Here is a 13,882-nt window from a genome sequence, read left to right as displayed (position 1 = left end):
GAGGGGCTTTAGAGCATCACATCCCGAGCAGCATCCGGTTCGGGTTCTCCAGCTGGTTCTTGATGTCGACCAGGAACAGCACCGCATCCTTGCCGTCGATGATGCGGTGGTCGTAGGACAGGGCGATGTACATCATCGGCGCGGCGACCACGGCGCCGTTCTCGACGATGGCGCGCTCCTTGATGGCGTGCATGCCCAGGATCGCACTCTGCGGCGGGTTGACGATCGGCGTGGACATCAGCGAGCCGAAGGTGCCGCCGTTGGTGATGGTGAACGTGCCGCCCTGCAGGTCGTCCAGCGAAAGCTTGCCGTCGCGCGCCTTCTTGGCGTACTCGGCGATCTGCTGCTCGATCTCGGCGAAGGACAGGCGCTCGACGTTGCGCACCACCGGCGTCACCAGGCCCTTGTCGGTGGAGACCGCGATCGAGATGTCGGAATAGCCGTGATAGATGATGTCGTTGCCGTCGACCGAGGCATTGACCACCGGATGGCGCTGCAGCGCGTTCGCCGCGGCCTTGGCGAAGAAGCTCATGAAACCGAGCTTGATGCCGTTGGCCTTCTCGAACGATTCGCCCAGCTCCTTGCGCATCGCCATCACCTTGCCCAGGTTGACTTCGTTGAACGAGGTGAGCATGGCGATGGAGTTCTTGGACTGCATCAGGCGCTCGGCGATGCGGGCGCGGATGCGGGTCATCGCTACGCGCTCTTCCGGGCGCGCACCGCCGCCGACGCCGGCGGTCTTGCCGCTGGCGTAGTTGATCAGGTCTTCCTTGGTCACCGCGCCGCGGCGGCCGGTGCCTTCGACCTGAGCCGGATCGATGCCTTCCTTCGCCGCGGTGAACTTCGCGCCGGGCGGCAGTTCGTTGCCGCTGGCGACAGGCGCAGGCTTGGTGGTGGCCGGCGCGGCGGCTTCGGCTTTGGCGGCTTCCGCCTTCGGCTGCACTTCCTGGGCGCCGGCGGCAGGGGCCTTTTCGGCTTTCGCTTCGGCCTTAGGCGCTTCGGCGGCAGCGGCAGCGCCTTCCTCGATGATCGCGATCACCTGCTGGCTGGTGACGGTGTCGCCTTCCTTGAACTTGATTTCCTTGAGCACGCCGTCGACGGTGGACGGCACTTCCAGCACCACCTTGTCGGTTTCCAGGTCGACCAGGTTCTCGTCGCGCTTGACCGCGTCGCCGGCCTTCTTGTGCCAGGTGGCGATGGTCGCGTCGGAAACGGATTCGGGGAGAACGGGGACTTTGATTTCGGTGGCCATCGGAGGCGTCCTAGTTGAGTTACTCGGCAGCGTGCTTGCCATTGAACGGGTTGACCAACGCGTCGGCGACCAGCTGTTGCTGCTCGGCGACATGGTCGTTGAAATGACCGACGGCAGGCGAGGGCGAGCGCGCACGGCCGGCGTAATGCAGGCTTTGCTTGGGTTGCAGGCAGACATCCAAGTGATGCTTGATCTGGTACCAAGCGCCCTGGTTCTGCGGCTCTTCCTGGCACCAGACCACGTCGGCGGCCTTGCCGAAGCGCTTCAGTTCGGCGACGAGTTGCGTGCGCGGGAACGGGTACAGCTGTTCCACGCGGACCAGGGCCACGTCTTCCAGGCCCTGCTTCTGCGTTTCCTCGAACAGGTCGTAATACACGCGGCCCGAGCACAGCACCACGCGTTTGACTTTCTTCGGGTCGGCCTTGGCATCCGGAATCAGATGCTGGAATTCGCCATCGGCCAATTCGTCCAACGACGACACCGCCAGCTTGTGGCGCAGCAGCGACTTGGGCGTCATCACCACCAGCGGCTTGCGCGTGTTCATGCGCATCTGCCGGCGGATCATGTGGAAGGCCTGCGCCGGCGTGGTCGGCACGCAGACCAGCATGTTCTCCAGCGCGCACAGCTGCAGGAAGCGCTCCAGGCGCGCCGAGCTGTGCTCGGGGCCCTGGCCTTCGTAGCCGTGCGGCAGGAACAGGGTCAGGCCGCACAGGCGTTCCCACTTGGCCTCGCCCGAAGACAGGAACTGGTCGATCACCACCTGCGCGCCGTTGGCGAAATCGCCGAACTGCGCTTCCCAGATGTCCAGCGTGTTCGGATCGGCGGTGGAGTAACCGTATTCGAAGGCCATCACCGCTTCCTCGCTGAGCAGCGAGTCGAGGATGGTGGCGTCTTCCGGGTTCTTGACCAGTTGCTGCAGCGGCAGGAAGTCCTTGTCCGTCTTCTGGTCGTGCAGCACGGCATGACGGTGGAAGAACGTGCCGCGGCCGCTGTCCTGGCCGACCAGGCGCAACTGATGGCCTTCGTCGAGCACCGCGGCATACGCCAGGTTCTCGGCGAAGCCCCAGTCCGCCGGCAGTTCGCCGGCCGCCATCTTGCGGCGGTCTTCGTAGATTTTCGCGACGCGCGCGTGCAGCACGACATCGGCGGGCACGGTATTGATCAGCGCGGCCAGCTCGTCGAGTTTCTTGCGCGGCACGGTGGTGTCGACCGGGTCGCTGAGCTTGCCGGACAGGTACTTCGACCAGTCGATGGTGAATTCGTCCGGCTTGACCGTCGCCAACTCGGTAGTGACTTCGCCGGCATCGAGCTTGTCGCGGTACTTGTCGACGACCGCCTGCGCCTCGCCTTCCTTCAGCACGCCGGTGGCGAGCAGGCGGTCGGCGTAGAGATCGCGCGGCGTCTTGTGCGCGCGAATGGTCTGGTACATCAGCGGCTGGGTGGCGGCCGGCTCGTCGGCTTCGTTGTGGCCGTGGCGGCGGTAGCAGACCAGGTCGATGACCACGTCCTTGCCGAAGCGCTGGCGGAAATCGAAAGCCATTTCGGCGCAGAACACCACGGCCTCGGGATCGTCGCCGTTCACGTGCAGCACCGGCGCGCCGACCATCTTGGCGACATCCGTGCAGTACAGCGTGCTGCGCGCGTCCTGGCGGTCGCTGGTGGTGAAGCCGACCTGGTTGTTGATGACCACGTGCACGGTGCCGCCGACGCGGAAACCGCGCGCCTGCGACATCTGGAACAGTTCCATCACCACGCCCTGGCCGGCGAATGCGGCGTCGCCGTGCAGCAGCACCGGCAACACCTGCTTGCGTTCTTTGTCGCCGCGGCGGTGCTGGCGCGAACGCACGCTGCCGACCACGACCGGATCGACGATTTCCAGGTGCGAGGGGTTGAACGCCAGCGCGATGTGGACCGGGCCGCCCGGCGTTTGCACGTCGGCGCTGAAGCCCATGTGGTATTTGACGTCGCCGGTGTGGGCGCGGTCGTCGCGGCTGTGCTCGAACTTGCCTTCGAACTCGTCGAACAGCTTGCGCGGCGATTTGCCCAACGTATTGACCAGCACGTTGAGGCGACCCCGGTGGGCCATGCCCAGAACCACGTCCTTGACGCCGTCGCTGCCCGCGCGGCGGATCATGTTGTCCAGCAGCGGCACCAGCGCATCGCCGCCTTCCAGCGAGAAACGCTTCTGGCCGACGTACTTGGTGTGCAGGTAGCGCTCCAGGCCTTCGGCCGCGGTCAGGCGCTCCAGGATGCGGCGCTTGTCCTCTTCGCTGCGCTTGAAATCGCCGCCGGCGCTTTCCAGGCGCTCGTACACCCAGCGGCGCTGCTCCGCGTCGGAGATGTGCATGAACTCGGCGCCGATCGGGCCGGTATAGGTCGCCTTGAGCAGGGCCAGCAGATCGCCCAGCTTCATGCGCTCGCGGCCGGCGACGCCGCCGGTGCTGAACTCGGTGCCCAGGTCGCTTTCCGACAGGTGGTGGAAACCCAGGCTCAGATCCGGCGCGTCGGGCTTGTCGAGCATGCCCAGCGGATCGAGGTTCGCGGCCAGATGGCCGCGCGAGCGGTAGGCGGTGATCAGGCGGCCGACGTGGCGTTCGCGCTCATCGCCGCCGCTGCCGGCGCTAGCGACGACCACGCCGCGCGCGGCTTGGCGGCCGGCCTGGGCGACGGCATCGATGACCGCCGAATGCGGCACGTCGCCGGCTTCGCGGCCCTTGAACGCATCGAAATAGGCTTTCCACTTGGGTTCGACGCTATCTGGCGCGACCAGGTATTGCTCGTACAGTTCCTCGATATAGGCGGCGTTGGCGCCGAGCTGGGAGGACTGCGCAAACTGCTTGAGGAGACTGTCCACGTCTGGCGTAAGTAGGCTCGTGATGGGGGCAAGCGCTTGATTCGACAGGAATATCAGCTTCCTGTGAAACCCTGGGCGCAAGAATCGAAATTATAGCCGCTACGGTTGCCGCAGCGCATCATTCGTTGGTCGTACGCTGCTTTCCGGCTTTCGTAGGAGCGGCTTTAGCCGCGAGCTTTTCGGTTCGGGCAGGACCGATATCGGGGTCAGATGAGCGATCCGCAAGATCAAAAGCTCGCGGCTAAAGCCGCTCCTACGAAAAGCAGGCTCAGGGTCAAAGGCCCAACGCTCGGAACTCGGTACAGGGCCGCGAACGTTCCCAGATGGGCCTGAAGCTCTCGGCCAGTTGGCGGGCGCGACCGGCGCCATCGAGGTCGGTCTCGCCATCGAAGCGGTGGCCCAGGCCGCGGAAGTAATACCCGCCCGTATCGTTGGCGACGAAGGCCGACGGATAGGCGCGGTCGGCGGGATCGTCCACCTCGCGGAACACGAATACGCTCGGCAACCGTTGCGCCAAACCCAGCAGCGGCGCATGCGCGTGCTGCACGGCGTCGGCGTCCTGCAGCAGGATCCGGGCTTCCCCGCCGTGGCCGCCCGTGCCGTAGCGGCGCAGGGCTTCGAGCACCTCGGGCGCATCGAACAGGCCCGGGTCCAGCTCGCGGCTATAGATGTACAGGTTGCGCCGCGCGCGCAACGCGATGGCCACGGTGGTGGCGATGGCGGCATCGCGATCTTCGACCGCGGTGGCGCCGTCCAGCTTGCGCCGCATCGCCTGGTGCTCGATGCCGGCTTCCCAGAACCGTTCGCCGTAGGGCACAAAGCCATGGCGGGTATAGAAAGCGGAGGCCGACACCTGCGAATTCAGCGCCAGCTCGCGCCAGCCGCGCTGTCGGGCCACTTCGATCAGCGCCAGCAGCATCGCATCGCCCACGCCTTTGCCGCGCCATTCGCGCAGCACGGCCATCCGCCCCACCTTGTGTTCGGGGGTCAGGCGGCCGGTGCCGATCGGGCGGCCGGCGTCGTCGCGGGCGATCACGTGCAGGCATTGGGGATCCAGCGCGTCCCACTCCTCTTCGAGCGGCACGTTCTGTTCCTGTACGAATACCGTCTCGCGGACGGCACGCAATTCGGGCAAGCCGGTTTCGTAATCGATCGGCTTCACCGTGAAACCGGGAGTGTTGGCGCTCATGCCTGATCCTCATCGGGCATTACCAACTGTAGTGGCCGCCCAGCAGCAGCTCGTAGACGACGTCGCGGCCGCTCTCCGACAGCGCGGCATAACTGCGGCTGTCGAAGCGGTCGGCGGCGGCGATGCGTTGCGCGTCGCGCACGGGCAGGGCATGGTCCTGGCCCGCGGCGTACAGGATCGCGCCGCGTGCGGCCTTGCGCCAGGCCATCCGCGTCCACGGATGCCGCTGCAACGCGGCGCCCTGCTGCAGGTCCCATTCGATCTCGATGCGCGAGCGCGTCTGCTCGCCGGGTACGGCCTGTCCGGCACTGCGATAGAGCGTGATGAAGCGGCCGAACCAGTCGCCGAGGCGTTCCGTATCGTTCATGCGCAGCGCGTTGAGCGCTTCGACCACGCGACGCATGGCCTCGTCGTCGATTTCGTTCGGATCCTTGGCCGGCGCCAGGTCCGGGTCGCGGTAGCGCAGCGATTCGTCCGCATCCGCGGCCAGCGTGTCGACGAAATCGCCGAGCAGTTCCGCGGCGGCCGGCGCACGCATGCCGATCGAGAACGTCAGGCAGGCATCCTCCGCGACGCCGTGATGCGGCACGCCGGGCGGCAGGTAGAGCATGTCGCCGGGGCCTAGCACCCAGTCGTGGGTCGGATCGAAACGCTGCAACAGTTTCAGTTCGGCATCCAGGCGGAAATGCACCGGCGGGTCGGGACGATCGTCGATTTGCCAGCGCCGATGGCCTTGCGCCTGCAGCAGGAACACGTCGTACTGGTCGACGTGGGCGCCGACCGAGCCGCCGGGCGCGGCGAAGCTGACCATCACGTCGTCGATGCGCCAGCGCGGCAGGAAGCCGAATGCGAGCAGCAGCGCGGCGATGTCGGCGTCCCACTTGTCGACGTCCTGCACCAGCAGGGTCCAGTCGTGCTGCGGCAGCGTCGGGAACATGTCTTCCGGGAACGGGCCGTGGCGCAGCAGCCAGCGGTCGTGTTCGCGTTCGTGCGCGACGATCCGCGCCAGCACGCCGTCCTCGCAGGCCAGGCCGGCGAGGTCTTCGGGCGAGATCGGCGAGACGAAATCGGGGAAGGCGTTGCGGATCAGTAGCGGTTTTTTCTGCCAGTAGTCGCGCAGGAAGTCTTCCGCAGGCATGCCGAGCGGCTGTTGGCGGGTGGCGTCGACCTCGATGGGAAGTGCGGATTTGGGCTTGGCCATGATCTGTCGTTTCGCTTTTAAGCAACGGCGTGGATACATGGGGTCATGTCGCGATCTCGTCATATCCACGCCCGAGGAACTGCACCAGGCACCAACCGTGGCCGAACGGATCGGCCAATTGCACGATACGCCCCCAGGTGCCTTCGCGGATGGCGCCTTCCTGCGCGGCGCCTGCGGCCAGCGCGCGGGCCAGGGCGGCTTCTAGGTCGTCGACGACCACATCGCAATGCATCGGCGTCCAGTGGCGCGCATACTCGCGGCTGCGATCGGCGGCCGCGATGCTGCCGGCATCTTTCTGCAACAGGTAGATCGGCGCTTCGGCACCGAGCAGTTCGACGATCGAATCGCCCAGCCGCCGCGCTGGTTTCAAGTCGAACGCAGCGGCGTAGAACGCGACCGCGGCGTCGAGGTCGGGCACGTCGATGTTGATCAGCAGCCGCATGGCCGCGCTCAGATGTCCTTGGCGAGCTTTTCGGCCAGGCCGGTGTAGCTGCCGGGCGTCATTTCGAGCAATCGCTGTTTGTCCGCCGGCGGCAAGTCGAGCGAACCGATGAATTCGCGCATCGATGCCTGGGTAATGCCCTGGCCGCGGGTCAGCGCCTTCAATTGTTCGTACGGGCTGGGCAAGCCGTGCCGGCGCATCACGGTTTGAACGGCTTCGGCCAGCACTTCCCAGGCGCCGTCGAGGTCGGCGGCCAGGCGTTCCGGGTTGACGCTGAGCTTGTCCAGGCCGCGCAGCAGCGCATCGGTGCCGACCAACGCATGGCCGAACGCGGTGCCGAGCGCCCGCAGCACGGTCGAATCGGTCAGGTCGCGCTGCCAGCGACTGATCGGCAGCTTGGCGGCGAAATGCTCGAACAAGGCGTTGGCGATGCCGAAGTTGCCCTCGGCGTTCTCGAAATCGATAGGGTTGACCTTGTGCGGCATGGTCGAGCTGCCGACTTCGCCGGCTTTCACCGCCTGCTTGAAGTAACCGAGCGAGATGTAGCCCCAGACGTCGCGGCACAGGTCGATGCAGATCGTATCGATGCGTTTTTGCGCATCGCTAATCTCGGCGATGCCGTCGTGCGGCTCGATCTGCGTGGTGTAGGCGTTGAAATCCAGGTCCAGCGATTCGACGAAGCGCTTGGCGAGCGCCGGCCAGTCGACTTCGGGGTACGAGGCGACGTGCGCGTTGTAGTTGCCGACCGCGCCGTTGATCTTGCCGCCCAGCGCGACCGCCGCCAGTTGTTCGCCCTGGCGCTGCAGGCGCGCGACCACGTTGGCCAGCTCCTTGCCGACGGTGGTGGGCGAAGCGGTCTGCCCGTGCGTGCGCGACAGCATCGGCAGCGCGGCATGCTCGTGGGCCATCGTGCGCAGCTTCTGGATCAGCGCGTCCAGCTTGGGCAGCAGCACCGATTGGCGCGCTTCGTTGAGCATCAGCGCATAGGACAGGTTGTTGATGTCCTCGCTGGTGCAGGCGAAATGCACGAACTCGAGCGCCGGGCCGAGCTCGGCGTCGTCTTTCAGCCGCTCCTTGATGAAGTATTCGACCGCCTTGACGTCGTGGTTGGTGGTGCGTTCGATTTCTTTGACCCGTGCTGCGTCGGCGACCGAGAAATCCGCTGCCAGCGCGTGCAGGCGCGCGGCTGCGCCAGCTGCGAAGGGCTTGAGCTCGACGATGCCAGGTTCGGCGGCCAGGGCCAGCAGCCATTCCACTTCCACCTGCACCCGCGCCTTGATCAGCCCGTATTCGGAAAAGATCGGGCGCAGCGCGTCGACTTTGCCGGCGTAGCGGCCGTCGAGCGGGGAGAGGGCGAGCAGTTGGGATTCGGCGGCGGACATGGATTCGGCGGCGGCGGGCAAGCGATCATTTTAGCGCGCCCATGGTCGGCCCGCTGATTCGAGGGCCTCCAGTCGCCAGGCGGCCGGCTTTTTGTGGGAGCGGCTTCAGCCGCGAGCTCTTTTCCGCAGGTCGCAGCGGTCTGGAGAAAGAGCTCGCGGCTGAAGCCGCTCCTACAAAAAAGCGGCGTATCCTGCCCGGCAGCGAAAGAGGAACCGCCATGGCCAAGCGTAAAACTCCATCGGACTACCGCATCGAGCACGACAGCATGGGCGAATTGAAAGTGCCCGCCGCCGCGCTGTGGGGCGCGCAAACCCAACGTGCGGTCGAGAATTTCCCGATCTCGGGCCGGCCGATGCCGCGCGGTTTCATCCGCGCGCTGGGCCTGATCAAGGCCGCGGCCGCCGCGGTCAACGCCGATCTTGGCCTGTTGCCGAAAAACGTCGCCAAAGCCATCCGCGATGCCGCTCTCCAGGTCGCGGACGGCACGCACGATGCGCAATTCCCGATCGACGTGTACCAGACCGGTTCGGGCACGTCGTCCAACATGAACGCCAACGAGGTCGTCGCCACGCTCGCCTCGCGCGCCGGGAAAGCCCAGGTGCATCCGAACGATCACGTCAATCTCGGCCAAAGCTCGAACGACGTGATTCCGACCGCGATCCGCGTTTCGGCGCAACTGGCCACGGTGGAAGGCCTGTTGCCGGCGCTCAAGCATCTGCGCCAGACCATCGACCGCCGCGGCAAATCCCTGGACAAGGTCGTCAAGACGGGACGCACCCACCTGATGGACGCGATGCCGCTGACTTTCGCCCAGGAATTCGGCGCCTGGTCGTCGCAACTGTCGTCGGCGCAGGCGCGCATCGAAGACGCGCTGAAGCGGTTGCGCCGCCTGCCGATCGGCGGCACGGCCATCGGCACCGGCATCAATGCCGATCCGCGTTTCGGCAAGGCGATGGCGAAATCGCTGTCGTCGCTGGCCAAGGCGAAATTCGAGTCGGCCGAAGACAAGTTCGAAGGCCTGGCCGCGCAAGACGACGCGGTGGAACTGTCGGGCCAACTCAACGCATTGGCGGTGGCGCTGATGAAGATCGCCAACGACCTGCGCTGGATGAACGCCGGCCCGCTGGCGGGCATCGGCGAGATCGAATTGCCGGCGCTGCAGCCGGGCAGCTCGATCATGCCGGGCAAGGTGAATCCCGTGATCCCTGAAGCGACCTGCATGGTCTGCGCGCAGGTGATCGGGCATCACGCCGCGATCACCGTTGCCGGCGCCAGCGGCAATTTCCAGCTCAACGTGATGCTGCCGCTGATCGCGCACGACCTGTTGGATTCGATCGGGCTGCTGTCCAATGCGATGCGTCTGCTCGCCGACAAGGCCATCGCCGGGCTCAAGGTGCGCAAGGACACCGTCGAGGCGGCGCTCGGCCGCAACCCGATCCTGGTGACGGCGTTGAACCCGATCATCGGTTACGAAAAAGCAGCCGCGATCGCCAAGCGCGCTTACAAGGAAAACCGGCCGGTATTCGATGTCGCATTGGAAGACAGCGGGTTGTCCGCGGCGCAACTGAAAAAACTGCTCGACCCGGCGGCGCTGACCAAGGGCGGCATCCACGCCGGCGGCGCGGGTGGCGGCGGGTAAAAAAAGCCCCGCTTTCGCGGGGCCAGTACGGCGAACGCTGGGAGGGCCGATCGCCGCGTAGGGGGCTTGCTGTTAGCTCTCAGTCTTCGCTGGGAATATCGATGCGGCCTTTCACGTCGCGATGGTCGACGCTGCCGCTGCCGACGTGGTTCACCCGCAGACCGCCGCCGACCGCGGCCACGTTGAGGCCACCCGAACCGATCGTGCGGGCTTCGACGTTGCCGCCGACCTTGCGCAGGTCGACATCGCCCGAACCGATCGTGCCGATCCGCACGTCGCCGCGGATGTTGCTGCCTTCGACATCGCCCGAGCCCACCGCGGCCAATTCGAGCTTGCCGATGTCTTCGACCTTGATGTCGCCGGAACCGACGCCGGCATCCAGGCTTTCCGCGCCGCGGACGACCAGGTCGCCGGAACCGACGTGGGCGACGACGTTCGTCAAGCCGGTAACGTCCGCATCGCCCGAACCGACCGCCACTTCAAGCGCGACGGTCTTGGGCAATGTGATGTTCACATCCAGATAAGCGTAGTTTCTGCCGAACCAGCCGCCGGACCCGTTGCTGCGCTCGTTCTCGGTGGTGATGATCAGGCGATCGCCTTCGCGGCGCTGGGTCAGTTGGATCTGGTCGAGGCCTTCCTGCGAGCTGGCGCAGGCGCGGCCTTCGACGCGGGCGGCGTTGCCGGCTTTGACGTGGAAATCATAAGGACCGGTCCGCACCACGACAGTACGCACGCCGGCCATGTTCACCGACAGGTTGCGGGCCGCCTGGAACTGGCAGTTTTCGGCGGCGCAGGCCAAACCGGGCAGGGCCAGCAGGACGAGGGGCAGGGCTTTCCACATGGGTCGTGACTCCTGGTTGGTGGCGATCGCTGGCGCGGCCTGGGCCGGCATATTTGGGTTTGATGCGCCAACCGCTGCGAGGGTTGCAAACGCCTTGCCCTGTCGCGAACCGGCCCGCATTCGCGGGCCGGTGTCTGTCGCTATCAGCCCTCGTCGCGCCAGCGGCGCAGCCGGATCGCACCGTAGATCATCGCAGCGCCTATCGCCGCGCCGATCCAGAGATCGACCGTGGCGAAGGCCTGCCAGCTGCTGGTGAGGTCGATCGCGCGGGCCAGGTCTTCGGCGTCGTTGATGCTCGAGCCGTTCTCGCCGACGTTTTCGTTGAAATACCAGGTGCCGGGAACGATGCTCATCAAGCCGCGGAAGACCAGCACGTACCAGACGTCGGTGTGCGGAATCGAGATGCCGGGCAGGGTGCCCATCCAGCTGATCACGGTCGCGGCCAGGATCGGCACCAGCACCGCCCACAGGAACGGTTTGCTGCGCGCCCAGGCCGAGCACAGCATCAGCCAGCCGACGCTCGGCAGGGCCCACAAAGCGTAGACCGGAATGGTCGACAGCGCATGCAGCAGCACGCGGAACGGATGCGACTCGGTGAAGATCGCGCTGGCCACCGGTATGCCGTTGGCGAACAGGCTCACCGCAGCGCATAGCCACAGGGCCAGGCCGATGGCCATGCCGATGGCGGAGGCGACGATCGGCGCCAGCAGCAGCGCCCACGCGGCCTTGGACAGCACGACCTGGGTGTCTGACATCGGCAGCGACTTCCAGAACAGCACGCTGCGGTCCTTGCGCTCGTCGTACAGCGAACCCAGCGAGTAGAAGAAGGCCACGAACACGAACACCGCCATGGCGATGCCGATGCCCATCAGCAGGCTGATGTCGCCGCCGTAGCCGACCGCTTCGCGCGCCGCCTCCAGGCCCTGCTTGCCGTTGAGCTCGACGCCGAACCAGTCGATCTCCTCCCGGTGCTTGGCCTTGTTCAACAGGATCGAACCGGTGATGGTGCCCAGCAAGGTCAGCGCGGTGACGATGGCGCCGGCGACGATCGGCGCCCAGAAGAAGCCGCCCTTGTGCTCCCAGAACTCGCGCCGCAGCAGCATCTTGAAGACGTGGGTCGGGTGCGCGGCTGCGTGGGTGCGCGTCGCGGCCATGTTTTCGGCGGGGGCGTTCATGCGTAGGTTCCCTTCATGGTGGCGACGAACAGGTCGGCCAGGCCCGGCGTGCGGGTTTCGCCGAATTGGGCAAGCTGCGCTTGCGGCACGCCGTCGTAGAGCAGCACGGTCTTGCCGAACGGCAGCGCGCGCTCGTCGATCGGCTTGAGCGTGCGCGCGGCCTCGGCCTTGTCGGCGCCGACCAGCACTTCGACGTAGCGCGCGCCGACGTCTTCCATCGGCGCCTGCAGCACGATCTTGCCGTCGCGGATGAACATCACGTCGGTAAGGATATGCTCGACTTCCTCCACCTGGTGGGTGGTGACGATGATCGTCTTCTGCTCGTCGAAATAGTCCTCCAGCAAGCGCTGGTAGAACTGCTTGCGGTACAGGATGTCCAGGCCCAGGGTCGGCTCGTCCAGCACCAGCAGCTTGGCGTCGATGGCCATCACCAGCGCCAGGTGCAACTGCACGATCATGCCCTTGGACAGCTCGCGCACGCGCATGTTCGGCAAGAGCTGGGTGTTGGCCAGGAAGCGATCGCAGCGGGCGCGGTCGAAGCGCGGGTGCACGCCGGCGACGAATTCGATCGCCTGGGCGACGCGGATCCAGCGCGGCAGCACCGCCACGTCGGCAATGAAGCAGACGTCGTTCATCAGTTCGTCGCGCTGCGTGCGCGGGTCGCGGCCGAGCACTTTCAGTTCGCCTTCGAAGGGGATCAGGCCCAGCATCGCCTTCAGCGCGGTGGTCTTGCCGGCGCCGTTCGGACCGATCAGGCCGACGATCTTGCCGGCTTCGATCTCGAACTGGGTGCCGTCCAGCGCCAGCTTGTTCTTGTAGGCCTTGCGCAGGCCGCGGGCGCTGACCACGCGCTCGTGTTCCGGATAGAGGGACGGGGCGTTCATCGCGCGCCTCCCTTCTTCAGCAACTCGTCCGGCGAAAGCCCCAGGCGCTGGATGCGTTCGAGCACCAGCGGCCATTCCTCGCGCAGGAAGCGCTCGCGCTCGCTGGCGAGCAGTTTTTCCGACGCACCCTCGATGACGTACATGCCCAATCCCCTACGTTTTTCGACTAGAGATTCGTCCGCGAGCTCTTGGTAGGCGCGCGAGACGGTAATCGGGTTCAGCTGGTATTCGGCGGCGACCTGGCGCACCGAGGGCAGCGGATCGCCGGGCTTGAGCAGGCCGTCGAGCAGCATGGCCACGACGCGCTCCTTCAGCTGGCGATAGATGGGAGCGCCTTCGCTCCATTGGATTGCGGTCATGGGTCAGCCCCGGTTTGCGAACGAGAAGTAGGGCATGGCCAGCGAGCGGCGGTGCTGCCGCGGCTTGCGGACCGGCGCCGGCGGTGCGTCGTAGGTTTCGGTTGCTTGGGCCGCTTCGGCCGTCCCGGCCGAAGCGAATTCTTGGAGGGCGGCGTTGAACGCGGCTTCGGTGGCGACCTCGGCGGTGAAGCCGGCGACCCGGCCGAGAATCTCGCCGACGTCCTGCTTGCCGCCCTGCAGTTCCTTGGCCAATGCCTGCGCGCGCAATTCGATGTTCTTGGCCTGGACTTGCGCGGCGCGTTCGACGGCCTTGGCGCGGGCTTCGGCGGCGCGGATGCGCTCGGCCTGCCGGCTTTCGGCTACGGTCGCAGCTTCGACGACTGCCGCGAGGGCGGTCGACTGCAACCGGGCCGTCGGCTCGGTCTGCGGAGCGGGCGTTGCCACGATCAGCCCTGCCGTCATCAGGACGGTCGCTACAGACAGTGCGGAGAACGTGTTGTGCAGCTTGCGGTTCATGGCCGTCGTCCTGGTCTGGGGTGACTGGTGTTGTAGTCAACTATAACACCAATCCAACTTTCGTCAATATCGCCAGGACCCAACTAAAGGCATACTCCGCCAACGCCCAACCGAGATCCGGAAGTGAACGCAAATAATTGTTTTTTA

Annotated in this window: 12 protein-coding genes; 1 reads left to right on the top strand and 11 read right to left on the bottom strand. The window is 65.9% G+C overall.

The annotated features are described in order from the left end of the window. Positions 1-16: 16 nt before the first annotated feature. The 6 genes from sucB to purB all read right to left on the bottom strand — a co-directional run bounded on the left by sucB (position 17) and on the right by purB (position 8,320). The gene (gene sucB / locus M2650_RS03815; RefSeq protein WP_249471393.1) at positions 17-1,252 is read right to left on the bottom strand and encodes a dihydrolipoyllysine-residue succinyltransferase; all 1,236 of its coding nucleotides are present in this window, start codon (positions 1,250-1,252) and stop codon (positions 17-19) included. A gap of 19 nt (positions 1,253-1,271) precedes the next feature. Further along, on the bottom strand, positions 1,272-4,106 hold the full coding sequence (locus tag M2650_RS03810; protein ID WP_249471390.1) for a 2-oxoglutarate dehydrogenase E1 component: 2,835 nt from the start codon (positions 4,104-4,106) through the stop codon (positions 1,272-1,274). 274 nt (positions 4,107-4,380) lie between these two features. Then, complete coding sequence (locus M2650_RS03805; RefSeq protein WP_249471388.1) at positions 4,381-5,295, bottom strand: GNAT family N-acetyltransferase; 915 nt, start codon at positions 5,293-5,295, stop codon at positions 4,381-4,383. A gap of 19 nt (positions 5,296-5,314) precedes the next feature. Further along, positions 5,315-6,496: a cupin domain-containing protein gene (locus M2650_RS03800; protein WP_249471385.1), complete on the bottom strand. Its 1,182-nt coding sequence runs from the start codon at positions 6,494-6,496 to the stop codon at positions 5,315-5,317. Positions 6,497-6,539: 43 nt separating this feature from the next. Continuing rightward, complete coding sequence (locus M2650_RS03795) at positions 6,540-6,938, bottom strand: VOC family protein (RefSeq protein ID WP_249471382.1); 399 nt, start codon at positions 6,936-6,938, stop codon at positions 6,540-6,542. Positions 6,939-6,946: 8 nt separating this feature from the next. After that, a complete protein-coding gene (purB, locus tag M2650_RS03790; RefSeq protein ID WP_249471380.1) occupies positions 6,947-8,320 on the bottom strand; it encodes an adenylosuccinate lyase in 1,374 nt (457 codons plus the stop codon). Between the two features lie 218 nt (positions 8,321-8,538). Between purB and M2650_RS03785 the strand changes: the two genes are divergently transcribed. After that, the gene (locus M2650_RS03785; protein ID WP_249471376.1) at positions 8,539-9,960 is read left to right on the top strand and encodes a class II fumarate hydratase; all 1,422 of its coding nucleotides are present in this window, start codon (positions 8,539-8,541) and stop codon (positions 9,958-9,960) included. A 79-nt stretch (positions 9,961-10,039) separates the two neighbouring features. On the opposite strand, the gene M2650_RS03780 is transcribed toward M2650_RS03785, so the two are convergent. From M2650_RS03780 to M2650_RS03760, 5 genes are all read right to left on the bottom strand, one after another. Then, positions 10,040-10,801, bottom strand: coding sequence for a DUF4097 family beta strand repeat-containing protein (locus M2650_RS03780; protein WP_249471374.1), 762 nt, complete (start codon positions 10,799-10,801; stop codon positions 10,040-10,042). A gap of 143 nt (positions 10,802-10,944) precedes the next feature. Then, the gene (locus tag M2650_RS03775) at positions 10,945-11,976 is read right to left on the bottom strand and encodes an ABC transporter permease (RefSeq protein ID WP_425602499.1); all 1,032 of its coding nucleotides are present in this window, start codon (positions 11,974-11,976) and stop codon (positions 10,945-10,947) included. Continuing rightward, the gene (locus tag M2650_RS03770; RefSeq protein ID WP_249471371.1) at positions 11,973-12,860 is read right to left on the bottom strand and encodes an ABC transporter ATP-binding protein; all 888 of its coding nucleotides are present in this window, start codon (positions 12,858-12,860) and stop codon (positions 11,973-11,975) included. Before M2650_RS03770 ends, M2650_RS03775 begins: the two co-directional genes overlap by 4 nt. Further along, entirely contained in the window at positions 12,857-13,219 is a 363-nt protein-coding gene (locus M2650_RS03765) for a GntR family transcriptional regulator (RefSeq protein ID WP_249471368.1), read from the bottom strand. Before M2650_RS03765 ends, M2650_RS03770 begins: the two co-directional genes overlap by 4 nt. A gap of 3 nt (positions 13,220-13,222) precedes the next feature. Further along, entirely contained in the window at positions 13,223-13,735 is a 513-nt protein-coding gene (locus tag M2650_RS03760; protein ID WP_249471365.1) for a hypothetical protein, read from the bottom strand. Between the last annotated feature and the right edge of the window lie 147 nt (positions 13,736-13,882).

Source organism: Luteimonas galliterrae (genome assembly GCF_023374055.1).
Lineage (GTDB): Bacteria > Pseudomonadota > Gammaproteobacteria > Xanthomonadales > Xanthomonadaceae > Luteimonas_C > Luteimonas_C galliterrae.
Note: the sequence above shows the minus strand (reverse complement) of the source record. Positions and strands in the feature narration are given on the sequence as shown.

What these genes read in the sequence shown, in the direction of transcription:
- M2650_RS03800 (WP_249471385.1), bottom strand. Translation starts at nt 6,496, where the DNA reads ATGGCCAAGCCCAAATCCGCACTTCCCATCGAGGTCGACGCCACCCGC.
- M2650_RS03765 (WP_249471368.1), bottom strand. Translation starts at nt 13,219, where the DNA reads ATGACCGCAATCCAATGGAGCGAAGGCGCTCCCATCTATCGCCAGCTG.
- M2650_RS03760 (WP_249471365.1), bottom strand. Translation starts at nt 13,735, where the DNA reads ATGAACCGCAAGCTGCACAACACGTTCTCCGCACTGTCTGTAGCGACC.
- sucB (WP_249471393.1), bottom strand. Translation starts at nt 1,252, where the DNA reads ATGGCCACCGAAATCAAAGTCCCCGTTCTCCCCGAATCCGTTTCCGAC.
- M2650_RS03805 (WP_249471388.1), bottom strand. Translation starts at nt 5,295, where the DNA reads ATGAGCGCCAACACTCCCGGTTTCACGGTGAAGCCGATCGATTACGAA.
- M2650_RS03795 (WP_249471382.1), bottom strand. Translation starts at nt 6,938, where the DNA reads ATGCGGCTGCTGATCAACATCGACGTGCCCGACCTCGACGCCGCGGTC.
- M2650_RS03780 (WP_249471374.1), bottom strand. Translation starts at nt 10,801, where the DNA reads ATGTGGAAAGCCCTGCCCCTCGTCCTGCTGGCCCTGCCCGGTTTGGCC.
- purB (WP_249471380.1), bottom strand. Translation starts at nt 8,320, where the DNA reads ATGTCCGCCGCCGAATCCCAACTGCTCGCCCTCTCCCCGCTCGACGGC.
- M2650_RS03775 (WP_425602499.1), bottom strand. Translation starts at nt 11,976, where the DNA reads ATGAACGCCCCCGCCGAAAACATGGCCGCGACGCGCACCCACGCAGCC.
- M2650_RS03785 (WP_249471376.1), top strand. Translation starts at nt 8,539, where the DNA reads ATGGCCAAGCGTAAAACTCCATCGGACTACCGCATCGAGCACGACAGC.
- M2650_RS03770 (WP_249471371.1), bottom strand. Translation starts at nt 12,860, where the DNA reads ATGAACGCCCCGTCCCTCTATCCGGAACACGAGCGCGTGGTCAGCGCC.